Below are 23,005 nucleotides of genomic sequence, written 5' to 3'. Positions count from 1 at the left end.
TTTCATTTTACAACGTTTTTAAAAATCTGCGCGAGCACCTATCAATATTGAGCGCTCACCAGCTGGCGCTACGTCTTTCAAAAATGAGGCGTGTTCACGTATCTCATCATTCAATAGGTTATTGGCTCTGGCAAACAACTCCATGTTAAACCTGGTTCGTAATTTGTAAGCAATCAGCGCACTGACGTTGGTGTAGCCATCGGTAGCCAATTCATTATTCGCAGTGTTATTTTGATTGAAGGCGCGTAAGACATCCATGCGCGCACTGAATCCGTTCAACTGGTATTGCAATCCAGCGCCCAAACGCAAGGGTGAAATACGCGGTAGATAATCGTTGTTACGGGTATCTCTGGCATGAACGTAATCACCACGCACGTTTAGGTTGAGTTGGTCATTCAGCGCGAAACTACCTTCTGCCTCTAGGCCTTTGAATGTGGCTGGCACTGCAGAGAATCGTGCTTCTGGCACATCCGGTTCTGGAAATACGCCGGTATTGAATAAGCCAATAAAATTACTAAAGCGGGTGTAGTAAGCGCCTAAACTGAAGCTGTGTTTTGCATCTTTCCAGCGTATCTGTGCGTCAACGCCACGCGAGCGTTCCACATCAAGATTGCTATCGCCCACCTCAAACACGCCAACAGCCTTGTGCTCGCCATCGGCAAATAATTCAAAGTAGCTTGGTGCGCGCTCGTTGTGCGATAAGTTGCTGGTGAGCGACCAGTTTTCATCAATTTTATACAAACCACCCAATGCAAAACTGTTGGGATTAAAGGTATTGTTAATGCCAGGGCCAAATCGGTCACTATTGCTTGAATCCACACTGGTATGCCCCAAACGACCACCAAAGGTAATTTTGTGTTGGTCGATGGCTAATTCCTCATAGAGATAAACCGCTTTATTTTGCGTGTTGACACTCGGCACAAAAGCCTCTTCTCCAGAAGCTTCAAAATTGGTATTGCTAAATTGAACGCCGATTAAACCGTTTAAGTTACCAATACTGGCATGACCGGCCTCAAATGCACCTTCAACACCGCGGTTTTTAAATGTGGTTTCCACCACGCCCTCTTCAATTTCTTGATGTTGATAATCCGTATACGCAAGGCGAACCTTAACACGGTTAATCAATCCACCAAGGTCGGTGAATTCACTGGCGATATCCCAGCGGTCGCTGGTCATGTCAATACGCACATCATCTTTTGCGACAACGCCATAATTATTATTTAAGGTAGAAACCGAAGCGCCCACATAACCATTATCAAAGGTTAATGAAGCCCCTAATGCTGCACCATCAGCTTCAGCACTGCTGTTCGCCAATCTACCGCGATTCTCACGTGGTGTTCCATCGGCTTGGCTTTTGCGACGAGAGACAGCATAACCTGGGATATCTAGGTCGTTTGTTTCACGTTTGTAGGCATCAATATGCATAGCAAATTGACCATTACCGATATCGATGACGGCTGCACCATTACGCTGATCATCTGGACCACCAAATCGTGCTTCTGCGCGTCCAACGATTCCCTCTAATGATTCTGTTGGGATGCGATGATCAATTGCATTGACTATACCGCCCACAGCACTTCCCCCATACAGTAATGCTGCTGGGCCACGAACCACGTCAATTTGCTCAATAATCAATGGATCTATGCCCACTGCATGATCGAAACTGAGGCTGGACGCATCCAAAATCCCCACCCCATTTTGCATAATGCGTACACGCTCAGCATCTAAGCCACGAATAACAGGGCGTGATGCGTTCGGGCCAAATTGTGTTGCAGTAACACCTGGAATACCGTTTAGCGTTTCACCTAATGTACTTTCTCGACGCAGACTCAGTTCGCGTCCATTGAGCACAGATACCGGGACAACAAGCTCATCTGATCGAACACCTAATGGGTTGCCAGTAACAGGAACGGGTGCAATATTGAGGCTGTTATTTCTCGGTAGATTGTCTTCTGCTGCCCAGCTTAACGCGCTTGTTGTTAAGCACCCAGCAAAAGTGGCAGTAATGGCAATAAAAATTTTGCTATATTCAATAGCAGGGTTTGTCGCGGCTGAGCGCGACGATTGTTTATACAGCATTGTATAATCCTCACAAAATAATCAATAAAACGAACATTGCAAACGCAATACTCGCGTAACAAGTTATTGTTGTGAGATGGGTGGTGCGCGCGCACTATAAAAGGCAGATGTAACTGATAAGCTGTTAGTCAGCGCTTTGCTAGTAAAGAGATGTTCAGCTGGGTTAAGCTCAAAGCTAAAAACAGATGCTAAGTCTGCTATGTTGGCATGGCTATCACTTAAACATTGTTTACATTGACTGTTATGGTTGTGCTGTTCTTCCTGATGCTGCTCAGTTTCATTGAGGTGGCTAATTTCATGCGTAACTACCCCAATTTGCGTGAAAGCAAATAAGACAATTAAGCCTATGTGAATGATTACTCGATGCAACATCGCATTATATTAACACAGACTATCTGAGTTGTTTATGAGGCTTGCTTATCATTGTGCTTGACATTGAAAGCAGGAGATAACCCGTCACGATTGACGCCTGGATAAATGGTTAAGTGTGGGAATGGAATCTCGATACCTTGTTCATCAAAAGCGGCTTTTAAGCGTTTGAAATACTCTCGCTTGATCAGCCATTGTGACAGCGGGATGACTTTAAACCGACAACGAATCATGACTGCTGAATCAGCGAGTTGATCGACGCCTGCCATTTCCATGTCGTCCAATATATTGTGTTTAAACGATTCGTCTAGTCTGAGTGTTGCCCCCACCGCTTCCATAATGCGCATCACTTGCTCGATATTTTCACGGTAAGCCACACCAACATCAATCACCGCAAAAGCAAACTCTCTGCTCATATTGGTTACTGTTGTAATATTGCCGTTTGGGACATAGTGCACGTTGCCACCATAATCGCGCATTTTGATATAGCGTAGAGTAACCTCTTCAACAAAGCCACTTTTGCTACCAACCTCTACAACATCGCCTTGCCTTACCTGATTCTCGAGTAACAGCACGAAACCAGTAAAATAGTCTTTAACAAGGCTTTGCGCACCAAAACCAATAGCGACACCAACCACGCCGGCTGCTGCTAAAACAGGTGCGATAGAAATACCTAGCTCATTTAGAATTTGAATAATCGCTATGACTGTGATGACGATAGTTGCGATATAACGAAAAACCCTGCCTAAGCTATCAATGCGTTTATATTCTTCTAAATTGTCTTCAGCCTTAACTTTTAAATAGTTTTTGAGTTTATTAATTAAGCGACTGGCGATTAATTTAATCACGAATGCCACTGCCATAATAATGACAATATTTAATCCTGTTTTGGTTAGGATTAAAAATGATTGCTATCAGTTAAACCAATAGAAATTAAAAAGTCTTGCATGTGTTTCCTCCTAAATCATAAACAGCCTAATGATGAATAGTCAGGACGAAAAGCATCTTGGCTTTCAATCAATAAAACAATCACGCTTAAAGGGAAGATTTGAGGCTTTTTTGCTGATACATAGGCTTTTTACCCGCGTATCGATTGCGTAATATTGATGATATTGCTTATTATCAATAAGCAAAGTTGCAGTAAGCAAAAAAAGCCAAGTAGGATTTACTTGGCTTTCAATTGAACTATTGCCAGTTAAGCGGCAAAATTTGTGCTTGCAAAGTCCCAGTTCACTAAACTTGTTAAGAATGTTTCAACAAACTTAGGACGCGCATTGCGGTAATCGATGTAGTAAGCGTGCTCCCATACATCAATACAAAGAAGGGCAGTATCACCAGTTGTTAATGGTGTACCAGCAGCACCCATATTCACAATATCTACTGTGCCATCTGCTTTTTTAACGAGCCATGTCCAACCTGAGCCAAAATTGCCAACCGCTGATGCTTGAAAGGCCGCTTTAAAGTCTTCGTATGAACCCCATTTTGCAGCAATTGCATCGGCAAGTGCACCCGTTGGTGCAGCGCCGCCATTTGGCTTCATGCAATGCCAAAAAAAGGTGTGATTCCAAATTTGCGCTGCGTTATTGTAAACGCCACCAGATGCTTTTTTGATAATGTCTTCTAGTGCAGCATTTTCAAACTCTGTGCCAACAATTAATTTGTTTAAGTTAACCACATAAGCATTGTGGTGCTTGCCATAGTGAAAATCTAAAGTCTCGGCAGAAAGGTGTGGCGCTAATGCATCTTGCGCGTAAGGTAATGCTGGTAATGTATGTTCCATGGTAATCCTTATTTTGTGAACGATTGATATTTTGATTTTATGTTGCTTATTTTGCCATAATTAATGCGACATAAAAACCATGATTTAGTTGCGGTCTAATTGATGCATGGCGCAACAATACAGCGCTAAATTTTTATTTTTTCTTCGCTCTAGGATGTGCTGTGTCATAGACTTCCGTTAAGTGCTGGTAATCTAAATGCGTATAAACTTGGGTGGTGCTGATATTGGCGTGACCTAACATTTCTTGAACTGCTCGTAAGTCACCGCTAGATTGTAAAACATGCGAAGCAAAGCTATGTCTTAACATATGCGGGTGAACAGAAGAATCTAATCCTTGTTTAATCGCCCATGCTTTAAGTCGGTATTGAATGTTACGCGCAGACATACGCTTGCCTTGCTTGCCAATAAAAACAGCTTTTTCCTCAGCAGCGTTGATGTGTAAGCTTGTTCGTAACTTTAACCATTGTTGCATAGCAATAATTGCATGATTGCCCAATGGAACAATGCGCGTTTTATTACCTTTACCGGTAACCGTAATCGTGCCCTCTGTAAAATCCATTTGATTCATATTCAGATTAATAAGCTCACTTAAACGCAAGCCCGATGAGTAAAATAATTCTAAAATAGCATGATCTCTGACACTTAATACATCATCACCTTTGACATCAACCAGTTTAATTGCTTGCTCAATTGAGAGTGCTTGTGGCAATGTTTTTGCTGACTTTGGTGCACGTAATCCTTTCACAGGATTGTTGGGATAACCGTGGCGTAACATTAAATAATCAAAGAAGCCACGCCAGCTTGATAGCATGCGCGCAATACTTTTGCCGCCTAAGCCCTTGCTATGTAAGCGAGCAATATAGTGACGGACTTGCGCTGTCTGTAATGCGTTTAGCGCAGTAGCATCGCTCAGTGTGCATAATTGTTGAATATCGCGCGCGTAATTTTCTCTTGTTAGCGGACTCAAGCCACGTTCGAAAGTCAGAAATTGTAGATATTCGCTTAATAAATCCACAAGATTGGTGGTACGTTAAATATTGTTAGTTTAATCGAGATAACGAGAAAGTGCGGCACTTACATGGTTGCCGAGCTTTTGTAAAAAATCCGTACCCATGCCAAGATAAAAGCGTTTTTGTTGGTCGCTAGCCAATGCTAAATAACCATAAACTGCTTTATTTTTTAGTGGTAATACCGCAATAGACTGGGCGGGAACCATAAACCAATCATCGATACTGATGCTTGCAGGAGTTTCTCCACAATACACGTTGTGAATGTCATTTACCCAACTGCGAATAGACTCGGGTGTTGCTGAGAAGACTAAATTTGCGGCATCTTTGCTGTCGGCTGGACTTGTCCAAATACGCAGGCAAGTATCTGTCATATTAAAGTCCTCAGTTAGATTGTGGCTAATTAATTGCTCAACGGCATCAAAATTTTTGGCTTGTTGTAATAGCACAAAAAATTGATGCATCTTGTTGGTTATTTTGTCATTTTCTTGCGCATTGTTTACCAGCTCAGCGTAGCGTTCTTCTAATGCGGTTATTTTGTCACGCTGTGCAAGTTGTTGGCGTTCTGCAAGTGAAATGGTGCCATTGCCATGTGGGCTGGGTAGATGAATCTGCGCAAGTAAGTGCGCATTTTTTTCAAAAAATGCTGGATGTGCTTTTAGATAATCGATGATTTCATTTTCTTGCATGACTAATCCTCATGTTTGATCTGCTTAAATGCTAAATACTTAGAGTTGTATTTCGCCTTCAAATACAATCACTGCTGGACCTGTCATCATCACTGCAGATGATGCTCCCTGCCAGGTGATATGCAGTTGTCCACCGCGGGTATTAACGAATACAGGTGATTGTAGCAAATTTAATTGTATGCCACTCACAACAGCAGCGCATGCACCCGTTCCACAGGCTAGCGTTTCGCCACTGCCACGTTCAAATACACGTAGATGAATTTCATGTGGATTGACTATCTGCATAAAGCCAGCATTGACACGTTGTGGGAATTGCGAATGTGATTCGATTTGTGGCCCAAGCTCAGCTACTGGTGCGGTATTGATATCATCCACGACTATTATTGCATGAGGGTTCCCCATAGAAACAGCCGCTATTTGCAGGGTCACGCCGTTAAGTGGGAGCAAATATTGCAGTTGTTGCTTGTCTGCAAGAAAAGGGAGCGCTTGAGGATTGAAATTTGGTGGCCCCATATTAACCGTTACTTCCCCATTTTCTTCTGCTGTTAGTTCGATAACACCGCTCGCTGTTTCTACAGCAATAATTTTTTTATGCGTTAAGCCTTTATCAATTACAAAGCGCACAAAGCAACGAGCGCCATTACCACATTGCTCAACTTCGCCACCATCAGCATTAAAAATGCGATAGCGAAAGTCGACATGTGGTGTATTGGTTTTTTCAACCATGAGTAACTGATCGCAACCCGCACCAAAATTGCGATTGGCGATATGCCGGATTTGTGCAGCGGTTAATTCAACAGGTTTTGTGTAACTGTCAATAACGACAAAATCATTGCCCGCACCTTGCATTTTGGTGAATGTTAATTTCATCGTGCTTTTTTTCATGGTATGGATAATACTGCATCATGGGTCGTTTTAGTACTGCAAACATAAAAATTGTGTATGGTTGGTTGTTATTTTCATCTACAATATCGAACTCGTTGGTTTGATGCCCTAGCTTTAGCCTTTAGTTGGTGTGTCATCTCTTCTTTTTTTTACAACTTTATCATTTTCAAGGCGCACAATGAATGAATTTCTTTTTACTTCAGAATCCGTTTCTGAAGGCCATCCTGATAAGCTAGCAGATCAGGTTTCCGATAGTATTTTAGATGCAATTTTAGAACAAGATCCCACAGCGCGTGTTGCAGCTGAGACACTTGCAAATACCGGTTTGATTATATTGGCTGGTGAAATCACAACAACCGCCAATGTCGACTATATTAAAGTAGCACGCGAGGCAGTTAAGCGAATTGGTTACGATAATGGTGATTATGGTATCGACTATAAATCTTGTGCAGTAATGGTCGCTTATGACAAGCAATCGCCTGATATCGCACAGGGTGTTGATCATGCAAACGATGACCCACTCGATCAAGGTGCGGGCGACCAAGGCTTGATGTTTGGTTATGCAGTCAATGAAACACCACAACTGATGCCGTTACCAATTTGGCTCAGTCATCGTATCATGGAACGCCAAGCACAATTGCGTAAAGATGGCCGTTTACCATGGTTGCGTCCCGATGCAAAAGCTCAAGTCACTTTGCAATATGTGGATGGTAAACCTTTTAAAATCGATACCGTATTGGTTTCAACACAACATGCGCCAGAAATGACTTTAGATGCGATCCGTGAAGCTACCATTGAAGAGATTATTAAACCATTGTTGCCTCAAGAATTGATTAAAGGCGATGTCAAATATTTGGTGAATCCAACAGGACGTTTTGTGGTTGGCGGGCCACAGGGTGACTGTGGGTTGACTGGACGTAAAATTATTGTAGATACTTATGGTGGTGCGGCGCCTCATGGTGGTGGCGCATTTTCAGGTAAAGATCCGTCTAAAGTCGATCGTTCGGCTGCTTATGCAGGTCGTTATGTGGCAAAAAACATTGTGGCGGCAGGTTTGGCTGATAAATGTATGGTGCAAATAAGTTATGCTATTGGCGTGGCTCAGCCAACATCTATTATGGTAGATACCTATGGAACAGGTAAAATTTCTGATGATAGGCTAACCGCGTTGGTGCGTGAACATTTTGATTTGCGCCCTAAGGGTATTGTGCAAATGTTAGATTTGCTACGACCCATTTATGCAAAAACTGCTGCTTATGGACACTTTGGGCGAGATGAGCCAGAGTTTACATGGGAAAAAACAGACAAAGCGGCAGCGTTAAAGGCAGCAGCAGGTATCTAATTTAAGATAAGTCATTTATTGAGGAACCTAATTGAAAGAGAGCATTTATGCCCTCTTTTTTTTAATTTAAATCGCTGTTTTATTTGCCAAAATGTCAACCTATGCTGAAAACAATATTAACCAAACAAGTCAGGCTTGGCATGTATATCCATGCACTAAAAGGGGCTTGGATTCACCACCCATTTTGGCAGACAGAGTTTGTTTTAAATAATCCAAAAGATCTGGCAAAACTATATTCAAGTGCAGTCAAAGAGGTTGAAATTGATACCAGTAAAGGGCTTGATGTAGAGCAAAAGCAACAAGCTGATATAGCGCTTTTTGAAGAGTCGGCGGGTTTATCTGATGCACCAGTTGTCAAACGCAAGCCAGTTAAAATGGTGCGTGTATCTCAGGAAATAAAAGTAGCCAAAAATGTTATTATTGCTTCTAAGGAAGCGGTGGCCACTATGTTTAATGACGTGCGTTTAGGTAAGGCGGTTAATGCGGAGGCCGTGATGCCATTGGTTGATGATATTGCAGCATCGATAGATCGTAATAAGGCAGCATTAATCAGCCTGGCACGTTTGAAGACGCAAGATGACTATACTTACATGCACAGTGTTGCTGTCTGTGCCATGATGACCGCGCTAGCAAAAGAACTGGCGTTGTCAGATATTGAGGTTAAACAAGCTGGACTAGCTGGGTTATTACACGATATTGGCAAGGTGGCAGTGCCATTGCATGTGCTCAACAAACCTGGTGGATTGACTAATCAAGAGTTTTCTTTGGTTAAACTACATCCTGAAAAGGGGCATGCATTGCTAATGCAAGCCGGTATTAAAGATCCTGTCGCACTAGATGTGTGCTTGCATCATCATGAAAAAGTCGATGGTACAGGTTATCCTAAAAAGTTGCTTGGCGATAATATTAGCTTATTTGCAAAGATGGGGGCTATCTGTGATGTGTATGATGCGGTGACTTCAAACCGATCATATAAAGCAGGTTGGGAGCCCAGTGTATCTCTAAAAAGAATGGCACAATGGCAAGGCCATTTTGATGAGGCAATATTCAAGGCTTTTGTTAAAAGTGTCGGTATTTATCCAATTGGATCAGTGGTTTTATTAAAGTCTAAACGTTTAGCTGTGGTGGTTGATCAATCTTCGAAAAGCTTATTACAGCCCATCGTCAAAGTCTTTTTCTCAACCAAATCAAAGACACGCATACCCATAGAGGAAATTGATTTGTCAAAATCCTCAGTAAAAGACGAGATTGCGGGGCCGGAGACCACCGAAACTTGGGGGATTGATAATGTAGATGAACTATGGGCAGACCCTGGGGTCTGATTTTTTGCAAATCATTCATTTAACGATATAATGCAAAAATTCTGAGGAACGTTGCGAGAGTTTGTTCTAAAACTCCCAGGCTCAGAGATGTTCTAACTGCGTTCACTTTTTACTGTGCGAGCACGGAATATAAAAGGTGAGCAATAGCCCGCAAAGACTTATTTCCTTGCTCAGTTTTCATTTATTAAAGGAAAAATATGAATACTGTAGCTGATATTAAAGACTATGTAATTGCTGATATTAATTTAGCAGCTTTTGGTCGTAAAGAAATTTCAATAGCCGAGAATGAAATGCCAGGCTTAATGGCAATTCGCCAAGAGTATGCAAAAGCACAACCATTGAAGGGTGCTCGTATTACTGGATCGCTGCATATGACCATTCAAACCGCTGTGTTAATTGAAACACTCAAAGATTTGGGTGCTGAAGTGCGCTGGGCATCATGCAATATTTACTCAACACAAGATCACGCTGCTGCAGCCATTGCAGCTGGTGGAACGCCTGTATTTGCTATTAAAGGTGAAACGCTAACAGAGTATTGGGACTATACTCACCGTATTTTTGAATGGGCTGATGGTGGTTATTCCAATATGATTTTAGATGATGGTGGTGATGCAACATTGTTATTACATTTGGGTACTCGTGCGGAAAAAGATTTATCTGTCATCGCTAACCCAAGTTCTGAAGAAGAAACCTGTCTGTTTGCAGCAATTAAAGAAAAGCTAAAAGTTAATCCAACTTGGTATTCAACTCGCTTAGCACAAATTAAAGGCGTAACAGAAGAGACGACAACTGGCGTGCACCGTTTATATCAAATGCATAAAGAAGGCAAACTGGCTTTCCCAGCAATTAACGTCAATGATTCTGTGACAAAATCAAAATTCGATAACTTATATGGTTGTCGTGAATCATTAGTGGATGCAATTAAGCGTGCAACGGATGTCATGATTGCGGGTAAAGTGGCTGTGGTGATTGGTTATGGTGATGTGGGCAAGGGCTCTGCTCAAGCGTTACGTGCTTTATCTGCACAAGTGTGGGTGACAGAAATTGATCCAATTTGTGCCTTGCAAGCAGCAATGGAGGGTTACCGTGTAGTTACCATGGATTATGCTTGTGCACATGCTGATATTTTTGTGACTACAACTGGTAACTATCATGTGATTACACATGATCATATGGTCAAAATGAAAAACGAAGCCATTGTTTGTAACATTGGTCACTTCGATAACGAAATTGACGTTGCTTCATTAGAAAAATATGAATGGGATGAAATTAAACCACAAGTCGATCACGTCATTTTCCCTGATGGTAAACGTATTACCTTGTTGGCAAAAGGTCGATTGGTTAATTTAGGCTGTGGTACTGGCCATCCAAGCTATGTGATGAGTTCTAGCTTTGCCAATCAGACGATTGCTCAAATTGAGTTGTTTACCAAAACACAGAATTATCCAGTGGGTGTTTATACTTTACCTAAACATTTGGATGAGAAGGTGGCTAGACTGCAATTGAAAACACTCAATGCCGAGTTAACTGAGTTAACTAAAGAACAAGCAGATTATATCGGCGTGGATATCAACGGCCCTTATAAGCCAGAGACTTATCGATATTAATGTTTGGTAATTTGTTGGTATCAGGAATGTGGCTTGCCCAGCTGGCTGGGTAATGCATTAGAATGACTCGTCTTGGCTTGTCTTGTTCCTGATAATCCTGTGTCTGGTTAACACAAGGCGTTAATACAAGCATGGCGATTGTGTTGGCCAATAGGCCATCAACCGCTAAGCATTGTGTTAACGCCACCATTTACTGGATTGATACTTGGCTTATTTGTAAGAGTGACCATGGTATTTTATTTTGGCTTGTTGGCTATTATCTAGCAATATTCGATATTAATACCTTAATCGCACATTAGCCTACAATATTATTTTTAGGTGCTGGCTTCTTGTGCTTGGCAATCACTGTTGTTGAAGGCATTAATTTGAGTATAAATATGAAAAATACTGCATTAAGTTTCGAGTTTTTCCCACCAAAAACTGCGGATGGTATTGCTAATTTACGTGAGACACGTAAAAAATTGGCTGTCTTTAATCCTGAATTTTTTTCAGTCACTTTCGGTGCTGGCGGTTCGACTCGGGATCGTACTATGGAAACAGTATTTGAGATTCAAAATGAAGGGTTTCAAGCAGCACCACACATATCATGCATCTCATCCAGCAAAACTGAGATAGCTGAGTTACTGAAGGCTTATCAAGATAGGGGTATTAAACGCTTAGTCGTGCTGCGCGGCGACGTACCTTCAGGTGAAGTCAGTACTGGTGATTTTAAATATGCAGTTGATTTAGTCTCGTTTATTCGCCAACAAACAGCCGATTGGTTCCATATTGAGGTGGCAGCATATCCAGAATTTCATCCAGAAGCTTTATCCGTAGCTAAAGATATTGATAACTTTAAGCGTAAGGTTGATGCAGGTGCTAATTCAGCTATTACCCAATATTTTTATAATGTAGATGCTTATTTTCAGTTTTTAGAAAGTTGCTATAAGGCGGGCATTCGCACAACTGTCGTACCTGGGATTATGCCGATTTATAACTACACCCAGCTTGCACGATTTTCGGGTATTTGTGGCGCAGAGATTCCACGTTGGTTAAGATTGCGTTTGGAAGCTTACGCCGATGATTTAGTCTCATTGCGTGCTTTTGGTGCCGATGTCGTTAGTGAACTCTGTGAGAAGCTCTTAATAGCTGGTGTGCCTAGTTTTCATTTTTATACACTCAATCAAGCAGATACAATTGCTAAAATAATCAATAATGTTGGCTTAGAAGATGACGATTCATTATTGTAAAGTTAAGCCCCGAGGATTGAATAGTGCATCCTCAACAAAAGAATAGTCTTTATCGCGGCCTTGGCTCCATAAAGCCATCATGGTAATCCAGCGCATTTCTTCAATGCCTAATCTGTTTGTATCGAGCGCCATCGCTCGTTCAACAATCAAATCGCGCTCAACGTCATTAATGACTTTTGCCTGCTGTAAAAAGATTAAAAAACCTAAACTTTCGGTATTAATCCTTTTGCATTCATTAGATGAAAAAATACGAATGGCTGTTTTTTCATGAGAGTAATCAAATAGTGGTGCGCTAAACATGGATTGCATTTGTTGAAACCAATCAAAGGCACCCAAAATATCATCTTGTTCGAATCCTGCTGCTGATAGTTCTTGCTCCATAACAGCATCATCTAGTGTTTCGTGGTGGGTAAAGTAATTTTCGAACATGAATACTAAAACCTCAAACATACCGTTCTCCTGACTACATTAAGCGTTGATAATTGCTGCCAGCTAGCGTTGTTACTTTACCTTCTAATTCTAATACCATTAGCATGGACGAAAGCGTCTCTGGCGTCAATCCTGATGTTTCAAGTAATGTTTCAAAACTAATGGCATCAAACCCCATTGAAGATAATACTAGATTGGCTTCTGCTACGGCCTCATCAGTTTTAGCTTGCCTGTTTACTAATGATGATGTTGGTAATAGGTGTTGTAAGTCTTCTAAAATATCGGCCGAACTCTCGACCAGTTTGGCACCTTGCTTAATTAGCTGGTGACAACCCTTGGAAACTGGGGAGTGAATAGAACCCGGAATAGCAAAGACTTCACGCCCTTGCTCGGTTGCTAAACGAGCAGTAATCATTGAACCACTATCAATATTGGCCTCTACCACAAGACAGCCTAAGCTCAAGCCACTAATAATACGATTGCGACGTGGGAAATGTTGGGCTTTGGATGGCGTGCCTAATGGGAATTCGGAAACGATGAGTCCACGTTGTGCAATTTGATGGGCTAATTCTCGATGCTTTGCTGGATAGACAATATCTAAGCCCGTGCCCACTACTGCAATGGTGGCACCATTGCTTTTTAGCGCACCACGGTGGGCTGCGCCATCAATTCCCAAAGCGAGTCCGCTGATAACACATAAGCCTTGATTACAAAGATGTTCAGCAAAATTTTCTGCATTTCTTTCACCTTGTGGTGTTGCATGACGGCTACCAACCACTGCAATACTAGGCTGGTTGAGCCAATTCAATTGTCCAATCGCATAGAGCACAGTAGGCGGGTTACTGATTTGCAATAAAGCCTGTGGATAGGTTGTATCGGCTAATGTCACTAGATGTGTATCATCTTTTTGTAGCCAATCTATCGTTGGTTGGCACTTTTCAACTGATACTCCCTGTATTATTTTTGCGGCAATGTCATCACTAACTACCGTTTTTAATTGATGAGCGCTAGCCCCAAAAATATGATCCGGTGAACCAAGTAACGTCAGTAATTGACGAATGTCTGCATTTCCTAATCCTGGTATTTGAGTCAGTGCAATCCATAATTGCACATCATCTGACTCAGGTTTAGTTGTTTCCATTAGTGTTGACTTTTAGGGTGTGTGTACGGCATCCAATGTAAATACTGAACTCGATGCGCGCATGATAAGACCATAAGAAACGCGATCAAATGTCCTGAATATCATCAATAAACCCACGCGCTCATCTGGTAGTTTTACTTCATCTGGCGCTAGAGCAAGTTTTTTTGCCTTGCCATCTGCAGGCATGTTGTCACTTGGCGTGTATTCCGAATCTCGGATAATGCGGCCATAACGACTAATCGCTAATACGTGACCTATTTCTAGTCCATCTTGTTCACCCAGGTTAATGGCTACCACTGAGTTAGGACCAGCTTCTGCAATACCGCCAGCAACACCACCATAAATACGCAAGATGCGACCATTTACTTGTGTGTCTGGTGCATGAGGAACAAAGCGATCTTGAATTTCAGTATGTGCGGCGATTAAGCGATCTTTGACAAAAACCTCTTCCTTTACGGCATGAATATCAGCAGTTGCGGGTTTGCCAAAACGGATAATATTTAAATCACCCAAATGCATTGCTTCCGTAGCAAGGACTTCTTTTGTATCGGGATCGATGAGCGGATTACCCGGTCTATAAATATCCCAGTGAGCGCCTTTTTCTTCTTCAATTTCATTGATATAAACACGCGTGCCGGGACTAAGAATCACGCGGTTGTCTGGCCCCGCAATAATACGCGGCGCAGTCAATAACGCATCATTTTCAATCAATAGTGGTTGGGTTAGAAATGGTGTAATAATGTGTGGAGAAATTGTTTGAATGGCTTCTTTTTCTAATGTTTCCACGCGGGCAGAAGGTTCTAGTTTGACAGTTTCATTGAGTAAGCGCAGTTTCGGCTCACTACCACTTAAATCAAGGATAACAATATCACCAGGATAAATTAAATGCGGGTTTCTAATTTCATTACGGTTCATGCCCCCAAAGCTTTGGCCATAACCAGGGATCTTTTAAAAACGTTGCAGAAATATCCCAAAGTGTATCGCCTTTAACCACCACATGACGGTAAGGATGATCTTTTTTTAATTGAATTTCATCAGCAAAAACATTAAGGCTTAAGCAAGTAAATTCAAGCAGCGGTATAATGGCGTGATGCAGCTTTTTTTTATACATTATGTCATCTCTGTTAAATTGTTGGGTTTATCCGTGAAGTTGCATTAAACTTATCATGTAATTCATTAAGAAATCAAGCTTTTTTGGCAAAATACGTAACGATATGGCAACCTTAACTATATTAAATTATCCAGATCCACGTTTACACGAAGTGGCAAAGCCAATTTTAGAGGTGAACGATGAGATTCGACAGCTCATTCAAGACATGGCGGAAACGATGTACGCCGCGCCAGGTATAGGCTTGGCGGCGACACAAGTTGATCGGCATATTCAATTAATTGTGATTGATACGAGTGCAGAGCAAAATGAATTGCAAGTATTCATTAATCCTAAAATTGTTGCAAAAAGTGGACTAAAAGAATACGAAGAAGGCTGCCTGTCTGTTCCTGGTGTCTATGAGTCAGTGACTCGTGCAGAAAGTGTAACGGTTGAAGCCTTAAATGAAGACGGCAAGCAATTTCGATTAAAGGCGGAAGGCTTGCTGGCAGTGTGTATTCAGCATGAAATGGATCACTTGTTAGGCAAAGTATTTGTAGAGTATTTGTCGCCGCTTAAGCGTAATCGTATTAAGAAGAGGTTGATTAAACATGCGCGGGAAATTGAGAGAAACGCGTATTAAGCGACGATTAAGATGAAAATGATTTTTGCAGGCACGCCAGCATTTGCTGTTCCAGCTTTAACGGCTTTAATTGAAGCTGGTCATGAAATAGTGATGGTGCTCACACAGCCTGATAGGCCGGCAGGTAGAGGAATGAAGTTGCGCGCCAGTCCAATTAAAGAATTAGCGCTACACCATCACTTACCCCTTTATCAGCCTGAGTCATTAAAGTCTGCAGAGGTACAGGCAACAATTGCTGCAGTGCAAAGTGATGTCATGATTGTTGCAGCTTATGGTTTGATTATTCCGACTGCAATCCTTAATATGCCAAAGCAAGGTTGTTATAACATTCACGGCTCATTGCTGCCAAGATGGCGTGGTGCTGCGCCGATTCATCGTGCTATTTTGGCAGGAGATCATGAGACAGGCGTCACCATTATGGAGGTTGTCCCCGCATTAGACGCAGGTGCGATGGTGAGTAAAGGGCGTTTGCCTATTCTGGATAGTGATACGACACAGCGCTTACACGATGCAATCAGTCAGATGGGTGCGACGCTGATGGTGGAGGCGATGCAGACGCTGCAGGAGACGGGACACTTAGACGCAGAAATGCAAGATGAGGCTTTGGTAACTTATGCCCACAAAGTTGAAAAATCTGAGGCTGCTATAGACTGGCAAAAGTCAGCTGTAGAACTGTCACGACAAATACGTGCATTTAATCCATTTCCAGTTGCAACCACACAGTTTAGAGGCGAAAGCTGCCGCATTTGGTTTGCTAACGCCATTCAAGGTAAGGCGGCGCCAGGCGAAGTTGTTGATTATGGTGATACGATACAAGTCGGTTGTGGTGAAGGTTTGCTTGATATTGTTGAATTGCAAATGCCGGGTGCTAAAAGACAAACTGCAAAACAGTTTGTTCAAGGATATCACCTGCAAAAAACTGATTTTTTTATTTGATGATGTGTACTTGAAGATAGTGGAATGCGCCTGCATATACGATGATATCAATATCAATATCAATATCAATATCAATATCAATTTATTACATTGTACGAAGGAAATATCATGTTAGGAAACTGGATTAAAACATTTGTATTAATGGCGGCAATTACTGCCTTATTTGCCAGTATTGGTGCGGCCTTGGGTGGTGCTAGCGGCATGTTAATGGCACTTGTGTTTGCTGGTGGTATGAATATTTACGCTTATTGGTTTTCGGATAAAGCGGTCTTAAAAATGTATGGTGCCCAAGAAATAAGACCAGATAATACGCAATTTCGTAATTACTACAATATGGTGAAAGAATTGGCAGAAAATGCGCAATTACCTATGCCCAAAGTATACGTGATTGATGAACAACAGCCCAATGCGTTTGCTACAGGCCGTAACCCAGAGCATGCCGCTGTGGCAGCAACAGTAGGGATTATGCGTATATTAAATGAACGTGAACTGCGTGGCGTGATGGCGCATGAGCTTGCTCACGTGAAGCACCGCGACACCCTGATTTCCACCATCTCTGCTACAGTTGCTGGTGCAATCTCGGCAATAGCGCAGTTTGGTCTATTTTTTGGCAATAGCAGCGATAACAGACCACATCCTATTATCGGCATTTTAATGCTGTTTTTAGCGCCATTGGCAGCAGGTTTGATTCAGATGGCAATTTCTCGTGCACGCGAGTATGAGGCAGATAGAGGTGGTGCAGAAATCAGTAAAGACCCTAAGGCGCTCGCAGCGGCTTTGGAGAAAATTCATCATTACGCGCGTCAAATTCCTAATCAAACAGCCGAAATGCATCCTGAAACTGGGCAGATGATGATTGTCAATCCATTATCAGGTCAAAGCCTAAGAGGACTCTTTAGTACCCATCCACAGACTGAAGAGCGAATAAGACGATTGTTGGCGATGGCTAATCATTATTAAAGGTATTGTGTGAGAGTCAACGCTCACATTGAATTGCAAGGATATTGAGATGAAATAGGCAAGCGTCTCCCTGTTTGTATTGATATGCAGTAAAATCTTAGTAACCTAAACTTGGAAGATATTGTGTATATTTCTCAACAAATTGCAGCGATGGCCGTAGCCGATGTGTTATCTGGGCGAAACCTGACTTTAGCACTGCCAGATGCACTGAATGTTTTCCCTAACGCTACGCTCCAACAAAAAGGCGGAGCAGCCGATTTGAGTTATGGCACTTTACGATTTTATGGTGAGGTGAATGCCTATTTAACGCAGCTACTAGAAAAGCCACTGAATAATACCGATATCAATGCTTTGTTATTGGTGGCTATCTATCAATTATTGCATGATAAAGCAGAGGATTTTACCGTTGTTAACCAAGCTGTTAAGGCGGCTGGTAATGCGAAACCGCGTTGGGCAAAAGCACTTGTTAATGGCGTATTGCGTAATTTTTTACGACTTAAAGATACGCTTTCTAAAACAGTAAAAACAGACATGGTTGCACTTTATTCTTACCCAACGTGGTGGATTGAAAAGCTGAAAGTGCAATATCCAGGCAATTGGCAGGATATTTTGCAAGCTGGAAACGCTCATCCACCAATGACATTGCGAGTGAATATCAAACAGTCCAATGCGCAAGCTTATGTAAAATTACTGATGCGTCAAGATATTGTCGCCACTGTTTTGGGAGCGGAGGCAGTGATGTTATCTAAGCCTATGCCAGTAGAGCAAGTGCCCGGTTTTGTAGAGGGTGCAGTTTCAGTGCAAGACTATGGAGCGCAATTAGCTGCACACTTATTGGATGTGAAGCCTTCAATGCGTGTCTTAGATGCTTGTAGTGCGCCAGGTGGTAAAACGGGGCATCTATTAGAGCTTGCTCATCTTTCACTGACGGCATTAGATAATGATCGTAATCGTTTAGATCGTGTTGCTAGCAATTTGGCGCGCTTACAGTTGCAAGCCGATTTGCAACTTGGCGACGCAGGCAATTGGCAATCAGAACAATTATTTGACCGCATTCTAGCAGATGTGCCATGCACGGCTTCAGGTATCGTGCGGCGACATGTCGACATTAAGTGGTTGCGTCGAGAATCGGATATTGTCTCGTTTACACAACAGCAGGCGGTGATTTTGGCTAATTTGTGGCATTTGTTGGCAAAAGGCGGTAAATTACTTTATGCAACTTGTTCAATTTTTGCTGAAGAAAACCAGCAGCAAATTGATCGTTTTTTACAATTAAACGCTGATGCAATTCAATTGCCGCTTGCGTTGACTGATGACATGACTGAAAACATGACGCTTCAGCATGGTCAATTGGTTCCTTCAAATAGCCATGATGGTTTCTTTTATGCCTTATTACAAAAAGTGTAGCTTATTTTTTGTTTTTATACTGACATGCCTATTAGCATCGGCAGCGCCTCGACATATTCTCATCAAAAATGCAGACTTAAAGCTGAGTGGCGAAGCTTATATGCTGAATGCTGATCTGGAGATTGCTCTTGGGGAAAAAGTTGAAGAGGCAATCAATAAAGGTGTGCCTGTTGAGTTTGTGTATGAATTCGAATTAGTTCGTCCGCGTTTGCTGTGGTTGGATGCGGACGTGATGAAAACAAGTACTCGGATTAAGGTTGGTTACCATGCCTTAAGTCGACAATACTTAGTCAGCCAAGATGGTCGTCAGACCTCACATGATATTTTAAGTGAGGCAATGATAGAACTTGTACAGCTCTATGATTGGAAAGTCTTCAATAAATCTATCATAGATCCTAACCGAACATATCAAGCAGTGCTGAGTATGAAGTTAGATCAGAGCAAATTGCCAAAGGCTATACAGGTAGATGCTATTGGCTCTGAAGGCTGGGATCTTGCCTCAGAACAATTTGAATGGGTACCAAAAGATTTAAACCGCTAGTATGAAATATATTGTATTTTTTAGTGCGGCACTCGGACTCATCTTACTGTACTTACTTTCATTCGCAAGTGCTAATACCGCTGTTTCGGGTGATTATTACAAGATTTTACTCTATCTCAATATCGGTCTTGCAACAGTCTTAGTAGTACTCATTACCTTCCAGATAAAAAGTCTTTACAAAAATATCAAAAATCATGTTGTTGGCAGTCGGCTTAATTTACGTATGGTAAGCGCTTTTGCGATGATGGCGATTATCCCTGGTTTAATTGTTTACCTAGTCTCCGTCAATTTTTTATCGCGGTCTATAGAGTCTTGGTTCAACGTTAAAGTAGAGGCTGCATTAGATGGTGGTTTAAGTTTGGGACAGCGTGCATTAGATACCTTATTGCGTGATTTAGAAAATCAAGCAGAAAGCATGGCAACAACACTGGCTCTGCAACCAGGGCTAGCACAATATCGAGTGCTCAATGATTTACGGGAAAGAACGGGCATACAAGATGCCACACTGCTTTCAGCTGGCGGTCGCATTATGGCGGTATCGAGTGCAGATGCTTCCAGTTTTTTACCAGAGTTACCCAACCTGTCACAATTACGACAGGCAAAATATAAGTTGATTGGCAAAATAGAACCAATCCTTGATAAGGGTTTATATCTGCGTATTTTAGTGCCAGTCAATTCACAAGAGCTAACAGGTGAAACATTGATTTTACAGTTGTTACAACCTGTCCCTAAGTCGCTATCAAACACGGCTGAAGCAGTACAAGATGTATACCGCGATTATCAAGAACTCTCTTATAGTCGCGATTCAATCAAAGATGTATTTAAGCTGACATTAACATTGGTATTAATGTTAGCAATGCTTTCAGCACTGGCAATCGCTTTTGTTCTTAGTCGTCGCTTGTCTCGCCCTTTAACAGTATTGGCTGAAGGTACGCGGACCATTGCCGATGGTGATTACAGCAAAATGCTGCCAGAGTATGGTAATGATGAGCTTGGTGTGTTGGTCAAGTCATTTAATAGTATGACGCGACAATTGGCAGATGCAAATAAGGCGAATGAACATAACAGAATGAGGCTGGAAGCGGCTCGTGGTTATTTAGAAACCATTTTGGCGCATTTGTCTTCTGGCGTGCTGGCGATTAATCGAAATGGCGACTTGCGGACTTTTAATTTAGCTGCAATGAATATACTAGGGTTACATTTAGCACCATATGAAAATCAACCGTTTACCAAAATAGCAATTGAACATCACTTTTTGGCTGAATTTGTCAAAGTAATACAAACACATTTTGAGGTTACGTTTAACGAAGGCCAAATGACGGCTGAAATGAGCCGGCAATTAGAGCTTGTGGGGCCGCAAGGTAAGCAATTATTATCAGTACGCGCAACACGACTGCCAGAAAACGCAAATAGTGGGTTTGTTGTGGTATTTGATGATGTGACAGCCATGGCGCAAGCGCAACGTGATGCTGCTTGGGGTGAGGTTGCAAGACGATTGGCACATGAAATTAAAAATCCTTTAACGCCAATTCAGCTGTCAGCTGAACGTATGCAACTTAAGTTGGCCGGTAAACTGAATGACGAAGATGCAGCCATGTTGGCGCGCGCCACCAACACAATTGTCAATCAAGTTGATGCCATGAAAGCAATGGTGAATGAGTTTAGTGAATATGCGCGTGCGCCTGCAGTAAATATGGCAAAAATTAATTTGAATAAATTAATTAAAGATATATCGAGTTTATATGACAACTCCCATGCCACAATTACTTATGATTTGGCAGTAAAAATGCCTGATTTATTAGGTGATGCAACGATGTTAAGGCAGGTTTTACATAATTTAATGCAGAATGCACTAGATGCATTAGAGGGTAAGCCAGAACCAGAAATTAAGGTAAAAACCAATTGGGATGACAGTTTTATTTACTTAGAAGTGCGCGATAACGGACAAGGATTTACCGATAACGTTTTGATCAATCCCTACGAGCCTTATGTCACAACTAAAGCGCAAGGCACAGGGTTGGGCTTGGCGATAGTCAAGAAAATGGTAGAAGAGCATTTAGGACAGATTATGATAGAAAACAATGCTGATAGTGGTGCTTGTATCCGCATTCAATTGCCATTAACAAAGGCATTAGACTGAGTTGAGTAGAAGCTGAGAAATAGGCAAAACAACAGATGGTTGGAAAGATGATTTAAGTGGTATGCATTAAATCTTGTATTAAATGTAGAATAACAATGATGAATAGTAGTACATAATCGTTAAGAGAGAAGGTAGTATCAATATGGCATCAAGAAATATCATGGTTGTAGACGATGAGGTTGGCATTCGCGAGCTGTTGAGTGATATTTTACAAGATGAAGGACATCGGGTCGTCACTGCAGAAAATGCACAAGTTGCGCGTGAACTGCGCTTGTCGGCAAGACCTGATTTGGTATTGCTAGATATTTGGATGCCAGATTGCGACGGGATTAGTTTGCTCAAAGAGTGGGGCAATGCGGGCCTGTTAAATATGCCAGTGGTCATGATGTCGGGACATGGCACCATTGATACTGCAGTAGAAGCAACGAGAATTGGTGCTTTTGACTTTTTAGAAAAACCAATTGCATTACAAAAGTTATTGAAAACAGTCAATTCTGCATTGTTACACGCGGATAGCCTACCTAAAACAAAGATGAATTTGGTTAGTCTAGGCAAAGGCCAATTAATGCATGAGTTAAAACAACGATTAGAGCAAATATCGCGTACGCAAACGCCATTATTATTAATTGGTAAAAAAGGTGGCAGCATTGAACTTTGCGCTCACTTCTTGCATACAGCAGGCACGCCATGGGTGGCATTGAGCGAGTATGAAAAGCTAGCAAGTGCACCGCTAGAAATTTTAGAGCAGGCGCGTGAAGGTGTTATCTTTATTGAAGAGTTAACGGCACTCAGCAAAACCGAGCAAAAAGGGTTGAATCTATTATTATCAAATGCAAGTAAATACCAAACAAGGATAGTGTGTGCTAGCGTGTATGGCTTGGCGCAGCTGGTAGAAAGTGGTGCTGTCGAACAGTCATTACTGCAGTTACTTTCTAATACCAATTTAAAAGTGCCTTGTTTGAATGATCATCGAGAAGACATTCCCGAGCTTGTACTCTCGATGACGGCATTATTGTCGGAGTCTTCTGGTATTACGTATAAAGATTTTGATGTTGCAGCACTCAATGCGCTTCGAAATACAGAGTGGGTAGGTGATTTGAAACAGCTGGAAGCGGTGGTGCAAAATTTAATGCTGACGAGCTTAGGTGAAAAAATTACCCTAGATGATGTATCGCGTGTATTAGAACAATTTTCTGGTGTGACAGAGGCTGTTGATATTGTGTTGCCGATTGAGTTAACCCAACCGTTGCGTGAGGCGCGAGATGAGTTTGAGCGTTATTACTTTAAATATCACATGAAATTAATTAATAACAACATGAGCAAGCTAGCAGAAATTTCAGGTTTAGAGCGCACCCACTTATATCGCAAATTAAAGCAGCTGGGCGTGAGTATTAAAGGTAATTAGACAGTCT

At 41.9% G+C, this 23,005-nt stretch carries 20 protein-coding genes, 1 pseudogene and 1 riboswitch; of the genes and pseudogenes, 11 read left to right on the top strand and 10 right to left on the bottom strand.

The window, feature by feature from the left end; translation table 11 throughout:
• Positions 1-18: 18 nt before the first annotated feature.
• From KFB94_04395 to dapF, 7 genes are all read right to left on the bottom strand, one after another.
• A complete protein-coding gene (locus KFB94_04395; GenBank protein QVL46337.1) occupies positions 19-2,079 on the bottom strand; it encodes a TonB-dependent receptor in 2,061 nt (686 codons plus the stop codon).
• Between the two features lie 63 nt (positions 2,080-2,142).
• A complete protein-coding gene (locus KFB94_04390; protein ID QVL46336.1) occupies positions 2,143-2,451 on the bottom strand; it encodes a hypothetical protein in 309 nt (102 codons plus the stop codon).
• A gap of 32 nt (positions 2,452-2,483) precedes the next feature.
• Positions 2,484-3,311, bottom strand: a complete 828-nt coding sequence (locus KFB94_04385) for a mechanosensitive ion channel family protein (protein QVL46335.1) — start codon at positions 3,309-3,311, stop codon at positions 2,484-2,486.
• Between the two features lie 332 nt (positions 3,312-3,643).
• Positions 3,644-4,228 carry a superoxide dismutase [Fe] gene (locus tag KFB94_04380; GenBank protein QVL46334.1) on the bottom strand — a complete coding sequence of 195 codons (585 nt, stop codon included), beginning with the start codon at positions 4,226-4,228 and terminating at the stop codon, positions 3,644-3,646.
• 133 nt (positions 4,229-4,361) lie between these two features.
• Positions 4,362-5,243 carry a tyrosine recombinase XerC gene (gene xerC / locus KFB94_04375; GenBank protein ID QVL46333.1) on the bottom strand — a complete coding sequence of 294 codons (882 nt, stop codon included), beginning with the start codon at positions 5,241-5,243 and terminating at the stop codon, positions 4,362-4,364.
• Positions 5,244-5,273: 30 nt separating this feature from the next.
• Complete coding sequence (locus KFB94_04370; protein ID QVL46332.1) at positions 5,274-5,924, bottom strand: DUF484 family protein; 651 nt, start codon at positions 5,922-5,924, stop codon at positions 5,274-5,276.
• 39 nt (positions 5,925-5,963) lie between these two features.
• Positions 5,964-6,794, bottom strand: a complete 831-nt coding sequence (gene dapF / locus KFB94_04365) for a diaminopimelate epimerase (GenBank protein ID QVL46331.1) — start codon at positions 6,792-6,794, stop codon at positions 5,964-5,966.
• Positions 6,795-6,987: 193 nt separating this feature from the next.
• On the opposite strand from dapF, the gene metK reads away from it, so the two are divergent.
• The 4 genes from metK to metF all read left to right on the top strand — a co-directional run bounded on the left by metK (position 6,988) and on the right by metF (position 12,309).
• On the top strand, positions 6,988-8,151 hold the full coding sequence (gene metK, locus KFB94_04360) for a methionine adenosyltransferase (GenBank protein QVL46330.1): 1,164 nt from the start codon (positions 6,988-6,990) through the stop codon (positions 8,149-8,151).
• A 101-nt stretch (positions 8,152-8,252) separates the two neighbouring features.
• Positions 8,253-9,473, top strand: a complete 1,221-nt coding sequence (locus KFB94_04355) for an HD-GYP domain-containing protein (GenBank protein ID QVL46329.1) — start codon at positions 8,253-8,255, stop codon at positions 9,471-9,473.
• 37 nt (positions 9,474-9,510) lie between these two features.
• A riboswitch (S-adenosyl-L-homocysteine riboswitch) is annotated at positions 9,511-9,584 on the top strand.
• An 86-nt stretch (positions 9,585-9,670) separates the two neighbouring features.
• Positions 9,671-11,080 (top strand): adenosylhomocysteinase, encoded by a 1,410-nt coding sequence (locus KFB94_04350; GenBank protein ID QVL46328.1) that lies wholly within the window; start codon positions 9,671-9,673, stop codon positions 11,078-11,080.
• A 377-nt stretch (positions 11,081-11,457) separates the two neighbouring features.
• Positions 11,458-12,309: a methylenetetrahydrofolate reductase [NAD(P)H] gene (metF, locus tag KFB94_04345; GenBank protein QVL46327.1), complete on the top strand. Its 852-nt coding sequence runs from the start codon at positions 11,458-11,460 to the stop codon at positions 12,307-12,309.
• Here the strand turns inward: metF and KFB94_04340 are convergent.
• The 3 genes and pseudogenes from KFB94_04340 to KFB94_04330 all read right to left on the bottom strand — a co-directional run bounded on the left by KFB94_04340 (position 12,301) and on the right by KFB94_04330 (position 14,990).
• Complete coding sequence (locus KFB94_04340; GenBank protein ID QVL46326.1) at positions 12,301-12,759, bottom strand: DUF494 domain-containing protein; 459 nt, start codon at positions 12,757-12,759, stop codon at positions 12,301-12,303. The two genes, metF and KFB94_04340, sit on opposite strands and share 9 nt — an antisense overlap.
• 13 nt (positions 12,760-12,772) lie before the next feature.
• On the bottom strand, positions 12,773-13,879 hold the full coding sequence (dprA, locus tag KFB94_04335) for a DNA-processing protein DprA (protein QVL46325.1): 1,107 nt from the start codon (positions 13,877-13,879) through the stop codon (positions 12,773-12,775).
• A 12-nt stretch (positions 13,880-13,891) separates the two neighbouring features.
• Positions 13,892-14,990 (bottom strand): annotated as a pseudogene (locus KFB94_04330) (LysM peptidoglycan-binding domain-containing protein).
• A gap of 103 nt (positions 14,991-15,093) precedes the next feature.
• On the opposite strand from KFB94_04330, the gene def reads away from it, so the two are divergent.
• The 7 genes from def to KFB94_04295 all read left to right on the top strand — a co-directional run bounded on the left by def (position 15,094) and on the right by KFB94_04295 (position 22,998).
• Positions 15,094-15,609: a peptide deformylase gene (gene def, locus KFB94_04325; GenBank protein ID QVL46324.1), complete on the top strand. Its 516-nt coding sequence runs from the start codon at positions 15,094-15,096 to the stop codon at positions 15,607-15,609.
• A gap of 12 nt (positions 15,610-15,621) precedes the next feature.
• On the top strand, positions 15,622-16,545 hold the full coding sequence (fmt, locus tag KFB94_04320; GenBank protein ID QVL46323.1) for a methionyl-tRNA formyltransferase: 924 nt from the start codon (positions 15,622-15,624) through the stop codon (positions 16,543-16,545).
• Positions 16,546-16,653: 108 nt separating this feature from the next.
• Positions 16,654-17,505, top strand: coding sequence for a zinc metalloprotease HtpX (gene htpX / locus KFB94_04315; GenBank protein ID QVL46322.1), 852 nt, complete (start codon positions 16,654-16,656; stop codon positions 17,503-17,505).
• Positions 17,506-17,628: 123 nt separating this feature from the next.
• Positions 17,629-18,912 carry a 16S rRNA (cytosine(967)-C(5))-methyltransferase RsmB gene (gene rsmB, locus KFB94_04310; protein QVL46570.1) on the top strand — a complete coding sequence of 428 codons (1,284 nt, stop codon included), beginning with the start codon at positions 17,629-17,631 and terminating at the stop codon, positions 18,910-18,912.
• Positions 18,890-19,453: a DUF4390 domain-containing protein gene (locus tag KFB94_04305; protein ID QVL46321.1), complete on the top strand. Its 564-nt coding sequence runs from the start codon at positions 18,890-18,892 to the stop codon at positions 19,451-19,453. Before rsmB ends, KFB94_04305 begins: the two co-directional genes overlap by 23 nt.
• Position 19,454: 1 nt before the next feature.
• Positions 19,455-21,593, top strand: a complete 2,139-nt coding sequence (locus KFB94_04300; GenBank protein ID QVL46320.1) for a HAMP domain-containing protein — start codon at positions 19,455-19,457, stop codon at positions 21,591-21,593.
• 142 nt (positions 21,594-21,735) lie between these two features.
• Positions 21,736-22,998, top strand: a complete 1,263-nt coding sequence (locus KFB94_04295) for a sigma-54-dependent Fis family transcriptional regulator (protein ID QVL46319.1) — start codon at positions 21,736-21,738, stop codon at positions 22,996-22,998.
• The last annotated feature ends 7 nt before the right edge of the window (positions 22,999-23,005 follow it).

It is taken from the genome of Methylophilaceae bacterium (assembly GCA_018398995.1).
Classification (GTDB): Bacteria; Pseudomonadota; Gammaproteobacteria; order Burkholderiales; family Methylophilaceae.
This window is presented reverse-complemented; position numbering and strand designations above follow the sequence as displayed.